Genomic DNA, 20,242 nt, shown 5'->3' with positions numbered 1-20,242 from the left:
TGGCACCGCGTCCCCGGGCGCACCAGGGACCTTCCGCCCGCCTCAGCCCGCCAGCTCGACCACGACGGGCGCGTGGTCGCTGGCGCCCTTGCCCTTGCGCTCCTCGCGGTCGATGAGCGCCCCGGTCACCCGACCGGCCAGGGCGGGCGAGCCTAGGACGAAGTCGATCCGCATGCCCTCGCGACGCGGGAAGCGCAGCTGCGTGTAGTCCCAGTACGTGTAGACCCCGGGCCCGGGCGCGTGGGGCCGGACGACGTCGGCGTACCCGGCGTCGACGACCGCCCGGAAGGCGTCCCGCTCCGGCGGCGTCACGTGCGTGGAGTTCGCGAAGACCCGCATGTCCCAGACGTCGTCGTCCTGCGGGGCGATGTTCCAGTCCCCGACCAGCGCCACCTGGGCGCCGGGATCGGCGGTGAGCCAGCCGGCGGCCGTCGACCGCAGCGCGGCGAGCCAGTCGAGCTTGTAGGTGTAGTGCGGGTCGGTCGGCGTGCGGCCGTTGGGCACGTACAGGCTCCAGACCCGGACGCCGCCGCACGTCGCGCCCAGCGCCCGCGCCTCGGTCTCCGACTTCTCGCCCCAGCACGGCTGCCCGGGGAAGCCGATCTCGACGTCGTCGATGCCGACCCGCGACAGGATCGCCACGCCGTTCCACTGCGAGTAGCCCACGTGCGCGACCTCGTAGCCGAGCGCGCTGAACACCATCTCGGGGAACTGGTCGTCCCGGCACTTGGTCTCCTGCAGCGCCAGGACGTCGACGTCCCGCCGCTGGAGCCAGGCCGCGACCCGGTCGGCACGGGTCCGGATGGAGTTCACGTTCCAGGTGGCCAGCCGCACCCGACCGACCATACGGAGTCCCAGGGACGCGTTTCCCGCGCCCTGGGACTCCGCGTCAGGCCCGGGCGGCGGCGCGGGCGCGCGAGCGCTCGCGGTTCTCCACGAAGCGGGTCGCCTGCGCGTCCAGGCCCTCGAGGAAGAGGGCGAGCTCCTCGCGCGCCTTCTCCCCGGCCGGGCCCAGGTCGGTGCGGTCGAAGACCTTCCACGCGCGCAGCACCGGGCTGACGACCTCGTCGTGGTGCAGCCGCAGGTCGTAGATGCCGGCCTTGGCGATCAGCATGGAGTTGCGGCGGAACCCGGCCATCGTGGCGCCGGGCATCTCGAAGCCGACGACCTCCTTGGTCACCGCCTGCATGGCCAGGTCCGGGTCGACGTCGAAGGCCGCCGCCATGAGGTTGCGGTAGAAGACCATGTGCAGGTTCTCGTCGGTCGCGATCCGGGCGAGCAGCTTGTCGGCGATCGGGTCGCCGGTGGCGCGGCCGGTGTTGCGGTGCGAGACCCGGGTGGCCAGCTCCTGGAACGAGACGTAGGCGATCGCCTCCAGCGGGGTCTTGTCGCCGGAGTCGTAGCCGGTGGTCATGTAGTCCATCCGGGCCCGCTCGAGCTCCACGGGGTCGACCCCCCGGGTGACGACGAGGTAGTCGCGCAGCGCGATCCCGTGCCGGTTCTCCTCCGCCGTCCACCGGCCGACCCACTGGCCCCAGGCGCCGTCCTTGCCGAAGCGGGTGGCGATCTCGCGGTGGTAGCTCGGCAGGTTGTCCTCGGTGAGCAGGTTGGTGATCATCGCGGCCTTGGCGGTCTCGTCCAGCCGCGACTGCTCCGGCGCCCAGTCCTCGCCCCCGAGGAAGGCGAAGTTCCGGCCCTCGTCCCAGGGGATGTAGTCGTGCGGGTGCCACTCCTTGGCCAGCGACAGGTGGCGGTCGAGGTTCTGCGCCACCACGGGTTCCAGCTCGATCAGGACCGCACTCTGCGGCGACGTGCTCGACATGTCCACCTCCGGGCATCCCTACGACCGCGTAACCTACGCCGCCGTAACCAACGGGCGGGATGCCCCCTCCAGTGCCCAGTCGAGGCACAGCTCACCCACGAGCGGGTGCTCGTGCACCGGCCCCCGCCCGATCGGCTCCCCCTGACGGAATTCGGTGCGATCATGGCCGGATGACCAGGTCCCGGGCTGCGGTGGGTGCGCGTGAGCGCTGATCTCGACGCTCCCCCCGCCGCCGACGCGGGGGACGGGGGCCCACCGCCCCCGCGCTCCCGCCGACGGACCGCCCGCAGCTTCGGGTCCGCGCTCGGCCTGACCGCCCTCGGCGCACTCGTCCCCGGCAGCGCCTTCCTCGCGGCCGGCCGCCGCAAGCTCGGCGTCCTCACCCTCGTGCTGTTCCTGCTCCTGGTCGGCGGTGCGGCCTACCTCGCCACCGCCGGGCGGCGCGCCGCCGTCCGGCTCGCCGTCGACAGCAGCTCGCTGCTGTGGGTGATCGGCGGCGTCGCCGTCATCGGCCTGCTCTGGGTGGCGGTCATCGCGGCCGGGTACCGCATGCTCGCCCCGACCCGCACCCGGCCGCTGCAGCACGCCGTGGGCGCGCTGCTCGTCCTGCTGCTCGCCGCCGGGGTGGCCCTGCCCGCCTACTGGGTCGTCCAGCTGGCCGACGCCCAGCGCGGGCTGCTCGACGGCGTCTTCGCCGACGACCGGCAGTCGGCCACCGTCGAGGACACCCCGAACCCGTTCGGCGACCAGGAGCGGGTCAACGTGCTGCTCCTCGGCGGCGACTCCGGTCCCGACCGCGAGGGGCTGCGCACCGACACGGTCATCGTGGCCAGCATCGACACCGACACCGGCGACACGGTCCTGTTCAGCCTGCCGCGCAACCTCGAGGACCTGCCCTTCCCGGCCGACAGCCCGCTGCACGAGGTGTACCCGGACGGCTTCGACGCCGGCTCCGAGAGCGAGAGCCTGCTCAACGCGGTCTACCGCAACGGTCCGGCCACGCACCCGGACATCCTGGGCCCGACCGACGACCCCGGCGCCGACTTCCTCAAGCTCGGCGTCGGCGAGGCCCTCGGCCTGGACATCGACTACTTCGTGCTGGTCAACCTCGAGGGGTTCAGCCGGCTGGTCGACGCGCTCGGCGGCGTCACCGTGAACGTCAACTACTGGGTGCCGATCGGCGGCGACCCGGGCACCGGCTCGCTGCCGGACGACTACATCGCCCCGGGGCCGGACCAGCAGCTGGACGGGCCCACCGCGCTGGCGTTCGCCCGCGGCCGGTTCGGCCTGACCGACTACGACCGGATGGCCCGGCAGCGCTGCACGATCGACGCGATCATCGACGCCGCCGACCCGGTCACCCTGCTGCGCCAGTACCAGGAGATCGCCCGGACCACGCAGGACATCGTCAGCACCGACATCCCGCGCTCGGCGCTCGGCGACTTCGTCGACCTCGGCTTCCTGGTCAAGGACGCCGAGGTGCGCAGCGTCGTCTTCGACAACACGGTGATCGACCCCGCGTACCCCGACTACGACCTGATGCGGCAGATCGCGCAGGACGCCGTCGACCCGGCGTCCCCGCCGGCGACCAGCAGCGCGCCGCCCACCGGGACGACGCCACCGGCCGACCCCTCGGCCGGGGAGACGCCGCCGCCGGCCCAGTCGCCGGTCGCCGACGTCGCCGACGCCTGCGCCTACGACCGCGCTCAGGCGGAGGCGCAGCTGGCGCAGGGCGAGCCGCCCACCAAGAGGGGCTGACGCCGCAGCGCCGCCACCGTGGCGACGGCGCCCAGCTCGTCCAGCACCGCCAGCCCGCGCTCGTGCTGCGCCGGGTCGCCCGACAGGGCCCGCTCGAGGGCCTCCTCGTAGCGCTCGCCCAGGGCCGCCCAGGCCGCGGCGGCCTCCAGGGGGCGCCCGGCCAGCGCGGGCGCCCACGGCCCGATCGGGTCGGCCGGGACGGCGACCGGGTGGCCGGCCCGCTGGAGGTAGCGGCTCAGCTCCGCGCGGCTGCCGCGGGCGCCGGACGCTGGGCGCGCGGCCAGCACGTCGGCGGCCAGCGCGGGCATCGCCCCGACGTCCCCGCGCAGCCACGCCACCTCCACGGCGGCCGCGGCCAGCGGTCCGGTGACCGACACCTCGTCGCGGGCCTCGTCCGGCCACGTCGCGGCCGCCAGCACGTCCGCGGCCTCGGCGCTCCCCCGGCGGGCCAGCAGCCGCGCCAGCAGGCTGCGGGCGTGCAGGCCCATGGCGGCCGGGGCGCCGGGCACGGCGAGCAGCTCCCGCAGCTCGCGCACCGCCTCCTCCCACCGGCCGGCGCTCGCCCGCACCGCCGCGCGGGTCAGGCGCAGCCGGTAGTCGCCGCTGAAGAACTCCGAATGCTCGGCCAGCCGGAGGCCCAGGGTCACGTAGTGCTCCGCGTCGGCGTACCGCCCGGCCCGGTAGCTGCCGCCGGCGGCGTTCACGCAGGCGCGCACGCCCAGCTCCAGGTGCGGGTCCCCGGTGGCGAGCTCGACCGACAGCGCCAGGTCGGCCACGCCGCGCTCGTCGCCCTCGGCCAGCCGGCCGCTGCCCACGTAGAACAGCGCCTGGCAGCGCAGCTCCACGCTCCCCGCCCGCTCGGCCAGCGCCAGCGCCTGCTCGGCGAACCGCGCGCTCCCCCCGCCCGGCTCGGCGACCACGCCCGGTGTCCCGAGGTTGGACAGCGCCCGGGCGAGCCCCGCCAGCGCGGCCGCCCGCCGCAGGTCGTCGCCGGATCCCTCGAGCAGGGTCACCGCCCGCGCCGCCGCCCGTTCGGCGAACAGCGGCCCGCGGGCCCAGTAGGCGGTCTTGGACAGCACGACGTGCGCGTCGGCCAGCAGCAGGGGGTCGCCGGCCGCCTCGGCGGCGGTCACCGCCCGGGTCGCGCAGCGGAACGCCTGCTCGAACAGGTTCAGGTAGTAGAGGTAGGACGCCCGGTCGGCCAGCAGCCGGGCACGGCGCGCCGGCTCCAGCCCGGCGCCGGCGTCGATGACCACCTGGAGCGTGTCGGCCGCCTGGCGGTAGGCGCCGGCCCGCACGGCGTCGTCCGCGGCGGCCGGGCCGTACCGGACCAGCACGTCGGGGCGCCGGCCGGCCTGCGCGTGGTGGACGACGCGGGCGAGGTCGGGCGCCGGCTCGCGCAGCAGCGCCTCCAGGACGTCGCGGTGCGCGGTGACCAGCTCGCCCGGGGTCAGCGTGGACAGGACCGCCGCCCGGGCGATCTCGTGCCGGAACCAGAGCGACCCGGCGTCGCCGGCCAGCACGCCGGCCCGTTCGGCCTCCAGCAGCGGCCCGGGCCGGTCGCGGGTGAGGTGGTCGGCCAGCCCGCGGTCGACCCGGGTGGGCACGACCGCCAGCCGCTGGATGAGGTCCTGCGCCGGCTCCGACAGCGTCGCCAGCCGGGCCAGGACGGCGTCGCGCACCGTCACCGGCACGCCGCCGCCCGCGGCCAGGACCTCGGTGACGTAGAAGGCGTTGCCGCGGGTGACCCGGTGCAGCCGCCGCGGGTCGGTGCGCCCGTCGGCCAGGACGGCGACGGCCTCGACGCTCAGCGGCCGGACGGCGATCCGCCGCAGGCCCGGGCCGGAGAGGGCGCCCAGCAGCCTGCGCACCGGGTGGGTGCGGCCCAGTTCGTCCTCGCGGCAGGTCAGCACCAGGACGGCGGGCAGCTCGGGCACCCGCCGGGCGAGGAAGCGGACGGCGTCGACCGTGGCGTCGTCGGCCCAGTGCAGGTCCTCGACCACGAGCAGGGTCGGGGCGCCGGTGAGCAGCCGCAGCAGCGCGGGCAGCACCGCCTCCGGGTCGCCGCCGGCGGCGAACGCGTCGGCGAGCGGACCGCCCACCGCGCGGGCGACGTCGCGGAACGGGCCGAGCGACCGCGGCGCCAGCAGGTCGTCGCACCCGCTGCGCAGCACCCGCGCGCGGTCGCCCACCCGCGCCGCCAGCTCGGCCACCAGCGCCGTCTTCCCGCTGCCGGCCTCGCTGCCGACGAGCACCACCGCGCCCCGGCCGGTGGCGACCGTCGTGTCCACCACCGACCGCAGCCGGGCCAGCTCCACCTCGCGCTCGAGGTGCGGCGGGCGCTCCGGCGCCGGTGCCGGGGCACCCGTGCCCAGCGCCCGGGCCCGCAGCGCGTCGGCCTCGGCACCCGGGGCCACTCCCGGACCCTCGGCGAGGGCGCGGGCCAGGGCGTCGTGGCGGCGCAGCGCCCCGGCCCGGTCGCCGGCGTCCACCGCGGCGCGGAGCAGGGCGAGGTGCGCCTCCTCGTCGGCCGGTTCGAGCTCGAGGACGTCGTCCCAGCGGCCGGCGGCGCGCAGCACCGCCAGCCGGCGCCGGTGCACCCGCTCCCGGGCCTGCGCCGTCCACGGCTCGGTCTCGTCCTCGGGGAGGAGGGCGCCCGGGCACAGCCGTGCGGCGTCGGCGCAGGCGGCGGGGTCGGCGGCGGCGAGGGCGGCGGCCGCCGCGGTCTCGAACCGCTCGACGTCGACCTCGACCGGCGCGTGCGGCAGCAGGGCGACCCGGTTGGCGTGCACGGTGACGGCGTCCTGCTCGCCGAGGACCCGGCGGGCGAAGTGGGCTGCCTTGTGCAGGCGCGGCCGGGCCTCCTCGAGCGGCAGGTCGGGCCACAGGGCGTCGGCGGCGCGTTCGCAGCCCAGCCGGTGACCGGGGGCGAGGGCCAGCAGCTTCACCAGCGCGGCGGCGTCCCGGCGGGGGAACGGCGGCAGCGGCGCGCCGTCACGGCGCACGGCGAAGCCCCCGAGGAGCTGCAGCTCGACCGTCACGGCGCCCCCAGCGGGTGTGGCCCCGGCCGGGAGTGTCTCAGCCCGCGAGCACCACGACCAGCGTCCGGGGCCCGTGCACGCCCTCGACCCGCGACAGCTCGATGTCGCTGGTGGCCGACGGGCCGCTGATCATCGTCAGCGGCGCCAGCGGGTCGAGCCGGGCCAGGCCCTCCGGGACGCCGCCCACGACCTGGTCGGCCGTCACGACGCAGACGAGGCAGTCGGGGAGCAGGGAGAGCGCGCGCCGGCCGGTGGCCGGGGTGCCGTCGAGCACCAGCGTGCCGGTCTCGGCGACGGCCACCGCCACGCCGGTGACGGCCGCGGCGAACGCGGCCAGCTCGACCGCGGGCCGCCCGTCGTCCGGCACCACACCCGCGGGCAGCCGGTCGCCGGGCAGCCCGGGCGCGACGACGACGTCGCCGGCGCGCCAGCCCTCCCCCAGGCCGGTGGTCAGGGCGGCGCCGACCGCGGTCGCGATCTCGCCCGGCGCGCAGCGCAGCACCCGCGCCTCGTAGTCCTCGAGCCGGTCGACCAGGACGTCGACCAGCACGTCGGGGGCGCGGTCGTCGGAGGTCCGGTAGTCGCGGGCCGGCTCGGGCACCGGCGGGCGGGTGGGGCCGAGCGCCGTCCGGATCCGCGCCAGCACCTCGTCGCGGGCGGTCACCGGCCGTGCTCCTCGGTCCACTGCTGCACGAACGTCTTCGCCGGCGGGGCCGGCAGGTCGCGGGTGCGGGTCCACCTCGAGGCCGGCGGCGGCAGGGCGGCCGGCAGCACCGGCTTCCCGCGGGCGAGGAACCGGCCCAGCCCGGCGGCCTTCTGCGCCGCGTGCCACAGCCGCGGGTTCGCCATCGCCTTCGCCAGCCAGCGGAAGCCGAGGGCCTCGACGGTCGTCCGCTCCCGCGCCTCGACGTGCTCGGCGCGCAGGTGCACGAGGATCGAGGGGATGTCGATCGCCACCGGGCAGACGTCGTAGCAGGCCCCGCACAGCGACGACGCGTAGGGGAGCGAGGCGTTGTCCTCCACGCCGGTGAGCTGGGGGGAGAGGACGGCGCCGATCGGGCCCGGGTACACCGAGCCGTAGGCGTGCCCGCCGGTGCGCTCGTAGACCGGGCACACGTTGAGGCAGGCCGAGCAGCGGATGCAGTGCAGCGCCTCGCGGCCCACCTCGTCGGCCAGGGTCGCCGTCCGCCCGTTGTCCAGCAGCACCAGGTGGAACTCCTGCGGGCCGTCGCCGGGCGTGACGCCGGCCCAGAGGGACGTGTAGGGGTTCATCCGCTCGCCGGTGGAGCTGCGCGGCAGCAGCTGGAGGAACACCTCGAGGTCGCGCCAGGTGGGCACGAGCTTCTCGATGCCCATGACCGTGATCAACGTCTGCGGCAGGGTCAGGCACATCCGGCCGTTGCCCTCGCTCTCGACGACGGCGAGGGTGCCGGTCTCGGCAACGGCGAAGTTGGCCCCGCTGATCGCCACCCGCGCCCGCAGGAACCGCTCGCGCAGGTGGGCGCGGGCGGCCATCGCCAGCCGGCGCGGCTCGTCGGTGAGGTCGGCGTCCACCCCGGGCATCGTGCGCAGGAAGATCTCGCGGATCTCGGCCCGGTTCTTGTGGATCGCCGGCACCAGGATGTGCGAGGGCTTGTCGTCGCCGAGCTGCACGATCAGCTCGGCGAGGTCGGTCTCGTGCGCTGCGATGCCGGCGGCCTCGAGGGCTTCGTTGAGCCCGATCTCCTGGGTGGCCATCGACTTGACCTTGACCACCTCGTCGGCGCCGGTGGCCCGCACCAGGTCGAGGACGATCGCGTTGGCCTCGTTGGCGTCGCGGGCCCAGTGCACGGTGCCGCCGCGGGCGGTGACCCGGCGCTCCAGCTCCTCGAGGTGCTCGTCGAGCCGCGCCATGGTGGCGGCCTTGATGGCCCGCCCGGCCGCGCGCAGCTGCGCCCAGTCGGGCACCTCGCCGACGACGGCGGCGCGCTTGCCGCGGATCGTCGTCGTGGCGTGGCCCAGGTTGGCCCGCAGCTGCCCGTCGCGCAGCGCCTCGCGGGCGGCGTCGGGGAAGGGGCGCTCGCCGCGGAGGTTGCCGACGCCGCGGGGCGCGGTGGGCAGGCCGAGGAAGGTCGGGGTCACGCGTTCACCGCCGGTCGGGTGGACTGCCGGGGGGAGACCTCGTCCTCGGTCGAGGCGAGGATCTCGGCGAGGTGCACCGTGCGGGTGCCCGAGCGCAGCCGCGACAGCCCGCCGCCGATGTGCATCAGGCAGCTCGCGTCGCCGGCGGTGCAGACCTCGGCGTGCGTGGAGAGCACGTTCGCCATCTTGTCGGTGAGCATCGCCGTCGAGGTGTCGGCGTTCTTGACGGCGAACGTGCCGCCGAAGCCGCAGCACTGGTCCGCGCCGGGCAGCTCGACCAGCTCCAGCCCGCGCACGGCCCGCAGCAGCTGCAGCGGCCGGTCCCCCACCCGCAGCATGCGCAGCGAGTGGCAGGTCGGGTGGTAGGTGACCCGGTGCGGGTAGTAGGCGCCGACGTCGGTCACGCCGAGGACGTCGACGAGGAACTGGGACAGCTCGTGGGTCCGCTCCGCCAGCGCGGCGGCCTCGTCGGCCAGCGCCGTCTCCCCCGCCCGGCGCAGCACCGCCGCCTGCTGGTGGTGGATCGAGGCCACGCACGAGCCGGACGGCGCCACGACCGCCTCCGCCCCGCGGAAGGCGCGCACGTGGTTCGCCACCACCGGCACCGCCTCCCGCCGGTAGCCGGTGTTGACGTGCATCTGCCCGCAGCAGGCCTGACCCGGCGGGACGACGACCTCGTGGCCCAGCCGCTGCAGCAGCCGGGCGGTGGCCGCGGCGACCTGCGGCGCGATCGTGTCGACCAGGCAGGTGGCGAACAGCGCGACCCTCATGCGGTCCCCCTCGTGTCGGCCGCCGGCGTGCGGCGGACCATGCTCGACTCCCGGACGATGAGGACCGGGTCGAACACGGGCTGCTGGTGGGTGTGCCCGTCGCCGCGGGCCTCGTCGATCAGCAGCTCGGCGGCCCGGCGGCCCAGCTCCTGGCGCGGCTTGCGCACCGAGGAGAGGGGGACGGCGGCGGCCGCGGCGAAGTCGATGTCGTCGTAGCCGACGATGGCGAAGTCGTCGGGCACACGGACCCCGTGGCGCACCATCTCCTGCAGCATGCCGAGCGCCAGCAGGTCGTTGGCGCAGACCGCGGCCGTGGGGCGCCGGGACGCCGGCAGGCCGATGATCCGCTCGGCCGCCTCCCGGCCACCGGCCACGGTCAGCGCCTCGGGGGAGAGCACCAGCAGGGCGTCGTCGGAGCCGGCCACCTCGGTGACGGCGGACTCCACGCCGGCGTGCCGCTCCTGCACCTGCGGCAGCCCGGAGGCACCGCCGACGAAGGCGATGCGGCGGTGCCCCCGCTCCAGCAGGTGCTCGGCGGCCAGCCGCCCGCCCAGGACGTCGTCGGTCGCCACGGCGCACTGATCGGCGTCCGGCGCCCGGCGGTCGAGCAGGACGACGGGGACGCCGCGCTGCCGGAGCGCGGCCAGCTCGGGGGAGAGCTCGGCGGTCGGCGTGATCAGCACACCCTGCACCCGCTGCTCGGCGAGCACGTCGAGGTACGCCGCCTCCTTGTCGCGCCGGTCGTCGGAGTTGCACAGGATGACGGCGAGGCCGGCGGCGTTGGCGACGTCCTCGACGCCGCGGGCGACGTCGGTGAAGAACGGGTTGGCGATGTCCAGCACCACCAGGCCGATCGTCCGGCTGCGGCCGGCGCGCAGGTGCCGCGCCGACTCGTTGCGCACGAAGCCCAGGCGCTCGATCGCCTCGACCACGCGCTCCCGGGTGGGCTCGCTGACCGTCTGCGGCCGGTTGAGGACGTTGCTGACCGTCCCGACCGAGACGCCGGCGAGGGTGGCGACGTCCCGGATGCTGGGGTTCAGCGGGCACTCCTCGGATCGGTTGAACCGTCTCAAACGGCGGCGCGCCGGAGCGCTTGACACCTTCCTAGCACGGCACCTACTGTCGGCGCCATCACGTTCTGAAACGTTTCATGCCGATGCGGGAGCGCCCATGTCCACCGATCTCCGTGCCCGCGCACTCGAGGCGCTGGCCGCCCAGACCATCGAGCTGCCGTCGTGGGCGTTCGGCAACTCGGGCACCCGCTTCAAGGTGTTCGGCCAGCCCGGCGTCGCCCGCGACCCGTTCGAGAAGCTGGAGGACGCCGCCCAGGTGCACCGGCACACCGGCGCGGCGCCGCGGGTCTCGCTGCACATCCCGTGGGACCTCGTCGACGACTACGGGAAGCTGGCCGCCCACGCCCGCGACCTGGGCGTGCAGATCGGCGCCGTCAACTCGAACCTCTTCCAGGACGACGAGTACAAGCTCGGCTCGCTCACCCACGCCGACCCCGCCGTGCGCCGGCGCGCCGTCGACCACCACGCCCGGTGCATCGAGGTGATGCGGCAGACCGGCTCGACCAACCTGAAGATCTGGCTGCCCGACGGCACCAACTACCCGGGCCAGGACGACCTGCGCGACCGCCAGGAGCGGCTGGCCGACTCGCTGCAGCAGATCTACGCGATGCTCGACCCGGAGCACCGGATCCTGCTCGAGTACAAGTTCTTCGAGCCCTACTTCTACGCGATGGACATCCCCGACTGGGGCACCTCGCTGCTGCACTGCCTGGCCCTCGGCGACCAGGCCACCGTCGTCCTCGACACCGGCCACCACGCACCGGGGACGAACATCGAGTTCATCGTCATGCAGCTGCTGCGGGTGGGCCGGCTGGGCGCCTTCGACTTCAACTCGCGCAACTACGCCGACGACGACCTCATCGTCGGCTCGGCCGACCCGTTCCAGCTGTTCCGGATCATGGACCAGATCGTCGCCCAGGGCGCCCACCGCCCGGAGTCGGGGGTCACCTTCATGCTCGACCAGTGCCACAACCTGGAGAAGAAGATCCCCGGCCAGATCCGGTCGGTGATGAACGTCCAGGAGGCGACGGCGAAGGCGCTGCTGGTCGACCGCGCGGCGCTGCGCGAGGCCCAGCTCGCCGGTGAGGTCCTCGACGCCCACTCGGTCCTGATGGACGCCTACAGCACCGACGTCCGCCCCCTGCTGGCCGAGCTGCGCGAGTCGGAGGGCCTCGACCCCGACCCGTACGCCGCCTACGCCCGCTCCGGCCACCAGGAGCGCATCGAACACGAGCGCGTCGGCGGCCGGCAGGCCGGCTGGGGCGCGTAGCCGCTCCGCTCCCCGGCGAGATCGGCGATCTCGCACCCCTTGGCCCCCCGAACCGTGCGAGGTCGGCGATCTCGACGCGGAGAACCTGGAGCAGCCCCCGATGACCAACCCCGTCGTCAGCGACCTCATCGCGCGGTCCAACCGGCTCGGCGCCGACCCGCGCAACACCAACTACGCCGGCGGCAACACCTCGGCCAAGGGCACCGAGACCGACCCGGTCACCGGCACGCCGGTCGACCTGGTCTGGGTCAAGGGCTCCGGCGGCGACCTCGGCACCTTGAGGGAGAGCGGCCTCGCCGTCCTGCGGCTGGACCGGCTGCGCTCGCTGGTCGACGTCTACCCGGGCGTCGAGCGGGAGGACGAGATGGTCGCCGCGTTCGACTACTGCCTGCACGGCCGCGGCGGCGCGGCGCCGTCGATCGACACCGCGATGCACGGCCTGGTGGCCGCGCCGCACGTCGACCACCTGCACCCCGACTCGGGCATCGCCCTCGCCACGGCCGCCGACGGCGAGGCGCTCACCCGCGAGTGCTTCGGCGACCGCGTCGTCTGGGTGCCCTGGCGCCGTCCCGGCTTCCAGCTCGGCCTGGACATCGCGGCGATCGCCGAGAAGAACCCGCAGGCGATCGGCTGCGTCCTCGGCGGCCACGGCATCACCGCCTGGGGCGCCACCAGCGAGGAGTGCGAGGCCAACAGCCTCGAGATCATCCGGACGGCGGAGCGGTTCCTGGCCGAGCGCGGGAAGCCGGACCCCTTCGGCGAGCCGCTGCCCGGCTACGAGGCGCTGCCCGAGGCCGACCGCCGGCACCGGGCGGCCGCCCTGGCCCCGGTCGTGCGCGGGCTGGCCGGCACCGACAAGCCGCAGGTCGGGCACTTCACCGACAGCGACGTCGTCCTCGACTTCCTGGCCGGCTCCGAGCACCCGCGGCTGGCCGCGCTGGGCACCTCCTGCCCCGACCACTTCCTGCGCACCAAGGTGCGTCCGCTGGTGGTCGACCTGCCGGCCACGGCACCGGTGGAGGACGTCGTCGCGCGGCTGAAGGCGCTCCACGAGGAGTACCGCGCCGAGTACGCCGCCTACTACGACCGGCACGCCACCCCCGACTCCCCCGCCATGCGCGGCGCCGACCCGGCGATCGTGCTGGTGCCGGGCGTCGGCATGTTCAGCTTCGGCAAGGACAAGCAGACCGCCCGCGTGGCCGGCGAGTTCTACGTCAACGCGATCAACGTGATGCGCGGCGCCGAGGCGGTAAGCGCCTACGCGCCGATCGACGAGAGCGAGAAGTTCCGCATCGAGTACTGGGCGCTGGAGGAGGCCAAGCTGCAGCGGATGCCGAAGCCCCAGCCGCTGGCCACCCGCGTCGCGCTGGTCACCGGCGCGGCGAGCGGCATCGGCCGGGCGATCGCGCACCGGCTCGCGGCCGAGGGCGCCTGCGTCATCGTCGCCGACCTCGACCTGGACGAGGCCCGGGCGGCGGCGGAAGAGATCGGGAGCAGCGACGTCGCGGTGGGCGTGGCGGCCGACGTGAGCGACGCCGAGGCGGTGGCCGCGGCCTTCCGCGAGGCGGTGCTGGCCTTCGGCGGCGTCGACCTGGTCGTCAACAACGCCGGCCTGTCCATCTCCAAGCCGCTGCTGGAGACCACCGAGCAGGACTGGGACCTGCAGCACGACGTGATGGCGAAGGGCAGCTTCCTCGTCTCCCGCGAGGCGGCGCGGATCATGGTCGAGCAGGGGCTGGGCGGCGACCTCGTCTACATCTCGAGCAAGAACTCGCTGTTCGCCGGCCCGAACAACATCGCCTACGGCGCGACCAAGGCCGACCAGGCGCACCAGGTCCGGCTGCTGGCCGCCGAGCTCGGCGAGCACCAGATCCGGGTCAACGGCATCAACCCGGACGGCGTCGTCCGCGGGTCGGGCATCTTCGCCGGCGGCTGGGGCGCCTCGCGCGCCGCGGTGTACGGGGTGCCCGAGGAGAGGCTGGGCGAGTTCTACGCCCAGCGCACGCTGCTCAAGCGCGAGGTGCTGCCCGAGCACGTCGCCGACGCCGTCTTCGCGCTGACCGGCGGCGACCTCACCCGGACGACCGGTCTGCACGTGCCGGTGGACTCCGGGGTCGCGGCGGCGTTCCTCCGGTGACGCAACGGGAGCTGACCCTCGCGGCCGTCGACCTGGGCGCCTCCAGCGGCCGGGTGATGGCCGCGCGGGTCGGCCCGGGGCGGCTCGACCTGCACGAGGTCAACCGCTTCCCCAACCGCCCGGTGTGGGTCGGCGGCACGCTGCACTGGGACGTCCTGGCCCTGCACGGTGGGATCCTCGACGGCCTGCGGGCCGCGGGCCGGGACGCCGGCCGGCTGGACGGCGTCGGCATCGACAGCTGGGCGGTCGACGTCGGCCTGCTCGACCGGGACGGCGCCCTGCTCGGCAACCCGGTGCACTACCGGGACGCCCGGCACGAGACCGCCGTCCCGACGGTGCACGCCGCCGTCCCCCCGTCCGAGCTGTACCGGGTCAACGGCCTGCAGCACCTGCCGTTCAACACCGTCTTCCAGCTCGTCGCGGCGCGGGGGACCGCGCAGTTCGCCGCCGCCCACCGGATGCTGCTGATCCCCGACCTGCTGGCCTACTGGCTCACCGGCGAGGTCGGCGCCGAGATCACCAACGCCTCGACCACCGGGCTGCTCGACGCCACGACCCGCGAGTGGGCCGGCGAGCTCGTCGACCGGCTGGAGCTCCCCCGGGAACTCCTCCCGCCGCTGCGCCGGCCGGGTGAGCGCATCGGGGAACTGCTCCCCGACGTCCTGGCCGAGACCGGCCTGGCCGGCCCGGTGCCGGTCACCGCGGTCGGCTCGCACGACACCGCCTCGGCGGTCGTCGGCGTCCCGGCTGACGGCGACCGGTTCGCCTACGTCTCCTGCGGCACCTGGTCGCTGGTCGGCGTCGAGCTGGAGAAGCCCGTGCTCACCGAGGCCGGGCGCGCCGCCGGGTTCACCAACGAGCTCGGCGTGGACGGAACGGTCCGGTACCTCCGCAACGTCATGGGCCTGTGGCTGCTGCAGGAGTCGCTGCGCACCTGGGCCGCCGCCGGGCTGCCGGCCGACCTGACCGATCTGCTGCACGCCGCCGCGCGGGTGCCGGCGTTCACTGCGCTCGTCGACCCCGACGACCCGCGCTTCCTGCCGCCGGGGGACGTGCCGGGCCGGATCGCCCAGGCCTGCGCCGAGACCGGGCAGACGCCGCCGCAGAGCCGGGCCGGGACGGTGCGCTGCATCCTCGACAGCCTGGCGCTGGCCTACCGGCGGGCCGTGCGCACCGCGGCGGAGCTCTCCGGCCGCGACGTGGAGGTCGTCCACCTGGTCGGCGGGGGGGTGCGCAACACCCTGCTGTGCCGGCTCACCGCCGACGCCTGCGGGCTGCCCGTGGTCGCCGGCCCGGTGGAGGCGGCGGCCCTGGGCAACGCGCTGGTGCAGGCCCGGGCCGGGGGAGCGGTCAAGGGAGGGCTGCCCGAGCTGCGGGCGCTGCTGCGGGCGACGCAGGAGGTGCGCACGTACACCCCGTCCCCCGGGGCGGAGGCCGCCTGGGCCGCTGCGGAGGCACGGCTGCGGCCCTAGGGTCGAGCGCATGATCGGGCGGGCGCCCTTCGGCGCGACCGGGCACGAGTCCAGCCGGGTGGTCTTCGGTGCCGCGGCGCTGGGCCGGGTCTCGAAGGGCGACGCCGACCGCGCGCTCGACCTGCTGCTCGAGCACGGCGTCAACCACATCGACGTCGCGGCGAGCTACGGCGACGCCGAGCTGCGGATCGCCAGCTGGCTGGAGCGGAACCCGGGCACGTTCTTCGTCGCCACCAAGACCGGGGAGCGCACCTACCGGAGGGCGCGCGACGAGATCCACCGCTCGCTGGACCGGCTCGGCGTCGACTCGGTCGACTCGATCCAGCTGCACAACCTGGTCGACGTCATCGAGTGGGAGACCGCGCTCGGCGCGGGCGGCGCGCTCGAGGCGGCGGTCGAGGCGCGGGAGCAGGGGCTGGTGCGCTTCATCGGCGTCACCGGCCACGGCCTGTCGGTGCCCGAGATGCACCGCCGCAGCCTGGAGCGCTTCCCCTTCGACTCGGTCCTGGCGCCCTACAACTGGGTGCAGGTGCAGGACGAGCGCTACGCCGACCGGTTCGAGGCGCTCGCCGCCGTCTGCGCGGAGCGCGAGATCGCCCTGCAGACGATCAAGAGCCTCGCCCGGCGCCGCTGGGACGGCCGGGCCGCCACCGCGGCCACCTGGTACGAGCCGCTGCGCGAGCGGGCCGACGTCGACCTCGCGGTGCACTGGGTGCTCGGGCGGCCGGAGGCGTTCCTGCTCACCACCGGCGACGTCGAGCTTCTGCCGCTGCTGCTCGACGCCGCCGAGCGCTTCGAGCGCCGTCCGGACGACGGGCAGATGGCCGCGCTGGCCGCCCGGCAGGAGGCGACCCCGCTGTTCGTCTAGGGGGCGCCTAGTGGGCGAAGGCGGCGGCGGGGGTCTCCTGCGGCTCGGCCAGCCGCCACGGGCGGACGACGACCACGAGCACGCCGACCGCCAGCACCAGCGCGGCGACGATGACCTCGCCCATCGCGACCGCGTCGTTGCCGAGCAGGCCGACCAGCGGGGAGACGGCGGCGCCCACCCCGAACTGGACGGCGCCGAGCAGCGCGGCGGCCGATCCGGCCGCGTCGCCGTAGTGCGACAGCGCCAGCGCCGGGGCGTTCGGCAGGCCCAGCCCGGCGGCGAAGAGGATCGCCCACAGCGGGGCCACCACCGCGGGCAGCCCGCCGGCCCCGGTCGCCGCCAGCGCGACCAGCACGGCGCCGCCCAGCGCCCCCGCCACGGTGGCGGTGAGCAGGATCTGCGCGGGCGACCACCGGCGCAGCAGCAGCGGGTTGAGCTGCGTGGCGGCGATCAGCCACACCGCGCCCGCGCCGAAGAGCAGGCCGAACTCCTGCTCGTCGAGGCCGAACTGCCGCTGGTACACGAACGACGAGCCCGAGACGTAGGTGAACAGCGCCGCCATGGTGAGGCCGGCGACCACCACGAGCCCGACGAAGGACCGGTCGCGAAGCAGCATGCCGTAGGTCCGCACGGTGCCGGCGATGCCGCCGCTGCGCCGGCGGGCCGGCGGCAGCGTCTCGGGCAGCGCCAGGGCGCCGACGACGAGCAGGACGACGCCGTACGCGGCCAGGACGGCGAACACGCCGCGCCACGAGGTGAAGCGGAGCACCTCGCCGCCGAGGGTCGGCGCCAGCACGGGCGCGACGCCCATGACGAGGAAGAGCCGGGAGAGCATGGTGGCGGCCGCACGGCCGTCGAAGAGGTCGCGGACCACGGCCAGGGCGACCACGCCGGCGGCCGCCGTGCCCACGCCCTGCAGCACCCGCAGCACGGCGAGGACCGCCAGGTTCGGCGCCACCAGGACCAGCAGCGACGCGACGACGTGCAGCGCGACCCCGGCCAGCAGCGGCCGCCGGCGGCCGAGCGCGTCGGACCACGGGCCGACGACCAGCTGGCCGACGGCGAGGCCGACCAGCGTGCCGGTGAGGGTGAGCTGGACCGCCGCCGACGTCGTCCCCAGGTCGGCCCGCAGGGTGGGCAGCGCCGGCAGGTACATGTCGATGGTGAGCGGACCGACGGCGACGAACGCGCCGAGGACGAGTGCCAGCCGGGCCATGCCGAGCGCTCGGGGATCGGAGGTCGGCTGCGCTGTGCTCACGCGAGGGCCAAGTCGCTCCCGGGTGGGTTCATTCCGCAACCACCTCGCTCACGGGGAACGGTGGTGCGGATCGCTCTCGGTGGGCGCCGGCACCAGCCCGTCCTCCACCGCGCGCACGTACAGGTCGCGGCGGGTCGGGGCCGGCCGGCCCACCTCGGCGTACTTGGCGCGGATCCGTCGCAGGTGCGTCTTGAGCGTCTCCCGGTCCATGCCCAGCTCCCGCGCCACGGTGGGCAGCAGCTCGCTGCCGGACACGTAGGCGACGAGCACCTCCCGCTGGCGCGGGGCGAGGCGGGGACGGCGGACCGCCGCCGACCCGCCGCGCGAGAACCCCCCCGCCAGCGTCTCCGCCGGGTCGGCGTCCCGGGGCAGGACGACGAGCGCCATCCCCCGCGCGCGCAGCCGGGTCGCCGCCGCGCTCCGCGGGGGGACGGCGAACACGCAGACGTCCACCCGGCTGCCGAGGACGAGCAGCAGCTCGGCGTCCTCGGCCCAGGCCACGAGCTCGGTGCCCGGGACGCCGCGCACGGCGGCCGACAGGCAGCGCCGGTCGCGCGCGTCGTCCGCCACCACCGCCACGCGGCGCGGCGGGGAACCCCCGTGCTGCACCACCGTGCTCCTCTCGCCCGATCCCGGTACGGTCTCACCCGTTTCGTCCGACTGCAGGTGGACGGCGGGTTCCGATACCGCGGGGGCCCGGGAGGTGACGGGTGGCGGAGCGTGCGCCGGGGCACCGGACGGTGTCGTTGCACGAGTGGCACACCCTGGGCCCCGACGGCCTGCCGGTCCGGCACCGGACCGTCCACGTGCTGCGGGCGCTGCGCTCCGGGCTGGGCTCGTACACCTACCGCTTCGACAGGCGGGAGGCGCAAGTGCGCGCCGTCCGCGGGGTGCGGGCCGGCCGGCCGTACCCGGACGCCGACGGGCTGATGGCGGTCGACCTCGAGTTCCCCCGGCCGCTGGCCGCGGGCGAGACGGCGTCGTTCGAGTACGAGACGCTCTTCGAGTGGCGTTCGGTGCCCACCCCGGAGATCCGGCGGGTGATGCGCCAGCGGGTCGAGCGGCTCGACATGCGCGTGGAGTTCTCCCCCGAGCGGCTGCCGGCCCGCGTGGAGTGGGCCGTCTGGGACGGCTTCGGCCCCGACGCGCGGATCCGGGCCGCCGAGCAGGTCGCCCTGGACGACGAGCACGCCGCCCACCGGTTCGTCGACTCGGCCGAGGGCGTCGCGGTGGGCTTCACGTGGACCTGGCCACCCGGACGGGAACCGGTTCCGCCCATCGGGTGACGCGGCTCACGTGGAAGACGTCTGAGACGACTGGCAAGGTGGGGCGTGGCAGCGCCGTCGCCGGCCCTGCCGTCCTCGGGCGCGACAGCGTCGTCGCGCCCGAGGCTCATCCCGCCACCCGGGCCAGCCGGGACCCCGCGACGAACGCCCCGGTGTCGTCGACCACGCGCAGCGCCGACGTGCCCGGGGGCACCTGCGCCGTCCCGGACCCGCCGGCGAGCGGGAAGGCGGCGAGCACGTTCCCGCCGGCGCTCAGCGCCTCCGCCGCCGTCCCGCCCCGGGGGCCGCTGACCACGAGCCAGCCGGGCGGGCCGTCGCCGGGCGGCAGCGGGATCCGGGACACCGCCCAGCCGGCGGGGACGGCGACGACCCGGTCGGAGAGCGCCGTCCCGGCGGCGGCCGGCCGGGTGGACACCACCCGGGGGACGGCGTCCGGCGCGGTCGCGGCGACGCTGAGCCAGGCGACCGTCGCCCCGCTGGGCAAGGTGACCCCGACGAGGACGGCGCGGCTCCCCTCGTCGCCCACCGGCCCGGCGGCGAGCAGCGCGGGGGAGACCCGCTCGGGCAGCAGCCCGTAGGCGCCGACCATCTCGTGCAGCACGGCCTGCAGCTGGGCCTCGTCCACCGTGCCGCGCAGGCCGCGCGGGTCGGCGGGGTCGATCGGCGCGGTCGCCGCGGCGGCGCCGCGGGCGCTCAGCAGGGGGGCGACCGTCAGCGGCGTCGCGCCCCGGGTCACGACGAGCCGCCCGGCCGTGAACCCGCCGTCGGCCGGCGACGCGGGTGGTTCGGCCGTCGCCACGGCGACGCCGTCGTGCAGCGGCAGGGTGGTGCGCAGCCGCGTCTCCTGCCCCGCCGCGTCCACCACGCGGCCGGTCAGCAGCTCGACCCGGTCGCCGGGCAGCGCCACGACCAGGAGCAGTCCGCCGCGGCCCGCCCCGCGCGGCACGTCCCACAGCGCGAGCGGCTCCCGGGGGCCGACGGGCACCGGTCCGGCCGCCAGGACCATGCCGTCCGGTCCGCTGCCGGCCGGGCCGGTCAGCCAGGCCGCGGTCGGCCGGCTCGCCGCCCCCGCGAGGACGAGGGCCACCCGCACGCCCGCGGCGTCGCCGGCGTAGGCGACGTGCCGGTCCGGCGGCAGGTCGGCGAGACCGCGGGCGGCGGTCAGGGCGGCCAGCCAGTCGTCGTCGCCGGCGAGCGAGCCGCGGGTCGGCAGGTCGAGCAGGCGGGTGCCGGCCGTCTCCGGCGGGGTCGGTGGGCCGGGCTCGGCCGCGGTCAGCCGCACCGCGGCGAAGACCAGCAGGAGGGCGAGCGCGGCCCCGAGGAGGCCGCCCCGCGGCCGCCGCCGGACCGCACCGTCGTCGTCCAC

Annotated in this window: 16 protein-coding genes; 6 read left to right on the top strand and 10 right to left on the bottom strand. The window is 75.9% G+C overall.

Going from position 1 to position 20,242, the window contains the following annotated elements:
• Window positions 1-42: 42 nt before the first annotated feature.
• Window positions 43-834: an exodeoxyribonuclease III gene (locus tag ACI8AF_RS04290; protein WP_456538430.1), complete on the bottom strand. Its 792-nt coding sequence runs from the start codon at window positions 832-834 to the stop codon at window positions 43-45.
• Window positions 835-889: 55 nt separating this feature from the next.
• A complete protein-coding gene (locus tag ACI8AF_RS04285) occupies window positions 890-1,822 on the bottom strand; it encodes an acyl-ACP desaturase (RefSeq protein ID WP_456538429.1) in 933 nt (310 codons plus the stop codon).
• Between the two features lie 201 nt (window positions 1,823-2,023).
• Here ACI8AF_RS04285 and ACI8AF_RS04280 point away from each other — a divergent pair, with 201 nt between their 5' ends.
• Window positions 2,024-3,580 carry an LCP family glycopolymer transferase gene (locus ACI8AF_RS04280; RefSeq protein ID WP_456538428.1) on the top strand — a complete coding sequence of 519 codons (1,557 nt, stop codon included), beginning with the start codon at window positions 2,024-2,026 and terminating at the stop codon, window positions 3,578-3,580.
• Here ACI8AF_RS04280 and ACI8AF_RS04275 read toward each other — a convergent pair.
• From ACI8AF_RS04275 to ACI8AF_RS04255, 5 genes are read right to left on the bottom strand one after another with little or no spacing between them, the layout of a single operon-like run.
• Entirely contained in the window at window positions 3,529-6,621 is a 3,093-nt protein-coding gene (locus ACI8AF_RS04275) for an ATP-binding protein (protein ID WP_456538427.1), read from the bottom strand. The two genes, ACI8AF_RS04280 and ACI8AF_RS04275, sit on opposite strands and share 52 nt — an antisense overlap.
• 37 nt (window positions 6,622-6,658) lie before the next feature.
• The gene (locus tag ACI8AF_RS04270) at window positions 6,659-7,285 is read right to left on the bottom strand and encodes a LutC/YkgG family protein (protein WP_456538426.1); all 627 of its coding nucleotides are present in this window, start codon (window positions 7,283-7,285) and stop codon (window positions 6,659-6,661) included.
• On the bottom strand, window positions 7,282-8,742 hold the full coding sequence (locus ACI8AF_RS04265) for a LutB/LldF family L-lactate oxidation iron-sulfur protein (RefSeq protein ID WP_456538425.1): 1,461 nt from the start codon (window positions 8,740-8,742) through the stop codon (window positions 7,282-7,284). Before ACI8AF_RS04265 ends, ACI8AF_RS04270 begins: the two co-directional genes overlap by 4 nt.
• Window positions 8,739-9,512, bottom strand: a complete 774-nt coding sequence (locus ACI8AF_RS04260; protein ID WP_456538424.1) for a (Fe-S)-binding protein — start codon at window positions 9,510-9,512, stop codon at window positions 8,739-8,741. The genes ACI8AF_RS04265 and ACI8AF_RS04260 overlap by 4 nt, the downstream gene beginning before the upstream one ends.
• Window positions 9,509-10,612: a LacI family DNA-binding transcriptional regulator gene (locus ACI8AF_RS04255; RefSeq protein ID WP_456538423.1), complete on the bottom strand. Its 1,104-nt coding sequence runs from the start codon at window positions 10,610-10,612 to the stop codon at window positions 9,509-9,511. Before ACI8AF_RS04255 ends, ACI8AF_RS04260 begins: the two co-directional genes overlap by 4 nt.
• A gap of 70 nt (window positions 10,613-10,682) precedes the next feature.
• On the opposite strand from ACI8AF_RS04255, the gene rhaI reads away from it, so the two are divergent.
• The 4 genes from rhaI to ACI8AF_RS04235 all read left to right on the top strand — a co-directional run bounded on the left by rhaI (window position 10,683) and on the right by ACI8AF_RS04235 (window position 16,332).
• Window positions 10,683-11,855, top strand: coding sequence for an L-rhamnose isomerase (gene rhaI / locus ACI8AF_RS04250; protein ID WP_456538422.1), 1,173 nt, complete (start codon window positions 10,683-10,685; stop codon window positions 11,853-11,855).
• Between the two features lie 100 nt (window positions 11,856-11,955).
• The gene (locus tag ACI8AF_RS04245; RefSeq protein ID WP_456538421.1) at window positions 11,956-13,992 is read left to right on the top strand and encodes a bifunctional aldolase/short-chain dehydrogenase; all 2,037 of its coding nucleotides are present in this window, start codon (window positions 11,956-11,958) and stop codon (window positions 13,990-13,992) included.
• Window positions 13,989-15,464 (top strand): rhamnulokinase, encoded by a 1,476-nt coding sequence (locus ACI8AF_RS04240; RefSeq protein ID WP_456538420.1) that lies wholly within the window; start codon window positions 13,989-13,991, stop codon window positions 15,462-15,464. The genes ACI8AF_RS04245 and ACI8AF_RS04240 overlap by 4 nt, the downstream gene beginning before the upstream one ends.
• Before the next feature lie 10 nt (window positions 15,465-15,474).
• On the top strand, window positions 15,475-16,332 hold the full coding sequence (locus tag ACI8AF_RS04235) for an aldo/keto reductase (protein ID WP_456538419.1): 858 nt from the start codon (window positions 15,475-15,477) through the stop codon (window positions 16,330-16,332).
• Between the two features lie 7 nt (window positions 16,333-16,339).
• On the opposite strand, the gene ACI8AF_RS04230 is transcribed toward ACI8AF_RS04235, so the two are convergent.
• Complete coding sequence (locus ACI8AF_RS04230; RefSeq protein WP_456538418.1) at window positions 16,340-17,590, bottom strand: multidrug effflux MFS transporter; 1,251 nt, start codon at window positions 17,588-17,590, stop codon at window positions 16,340-16,342.
• A gap of 48 nt (window positions 17,591-17,638) precedes the next feature.
• Window positions 17,639-18,202: a hypothetical protein gene (locus tag ACI8AF_RS04225; RefSeq protein WP_456538417.1), complete on the bottom strand. Its 564-nt coding sequence runs from the start codon at window positions 18,200-18,202 to the stop codon at window positions 17,639-17,641.
• Between the two features lie 98 nt (window positions 18,203-18,300).
• On the opposite strand from ACI8AF_RS04225, the gene ACI8AF_RS04220 reads away from it, so the two are divergent.
• Window positions 18,301-18,876, top strand: a complete 576-nt coding sequence (locus ACI8AF_RS04220; RefSeq protein WP_456538416.1) for a hypothetical protein — start codon at window positions 18,301-18,303, stop codon at window positions 18,874-18,876.
• A 106-nt stretch (window positions 18,877-18,982) separates the two neighbouring features.
• Here the strand turns inward: ACI8AF_RS04220 and ACI8AF_RS04215 are convergent, their stop codons facing one another.
• Window positions 18,983-20,242, bottom strand: a complete 1,260-nt coding sequence (locus ACI8AF_RS04215; RefSeq protein ID WP_456538415.1) for a hypothetical protein — start codon at window positions 20,240-20,242, stop codon at window positions 18,983-18,985.

Source organism: Blastococcus sp. SYSU D00669 (assembly GCF_054050715.1).
Note: the sequence above shows the minus strand (reverse complement) of the source record. Positions and strands in the feature narration are given on the sequence as shown.

Bases quoted from the DNA above. Each gene is read 5' to 3' on its own strand.
- ACI8AF_RS04285 (WP_456538429.1), bottom strand. From the start codon at position 1,822: ATGTCGAGCACGTCGCCGCAGAGTGCGGTCCTGATCGAGCTGGAACCC.
- ACI8AF_RS04260 (WP_456538424.1), bottom strand. From the start codon at position 9,512: ATGAGGGTCGCGCTGTTCGCCACCTGCCTGGTCGACACGATCGCGCCG.
- rhaI (WP_456538422.1), top strand. From the start codon at position 10,683: ATGTCCACCGATCTCCGTGCCCGCGCACTCGAGGCGCTGGCCGCCCAG.
- ACI8AF_RS04245 (WP_456538421.1), top strand. From the start codon at position 11,956: ATGACCAACCCCGTCGTCAGCGACCTCATCGCGCGGTCCAACCGGCTC.
- ACI8AF_RS04235 (WP_456538419.1), top strand. From the start codon at position 15,475: ATGATCGGGCGGGCGCCCTTCGGCGCGACCGGGCACGAGTCCAGCCGG.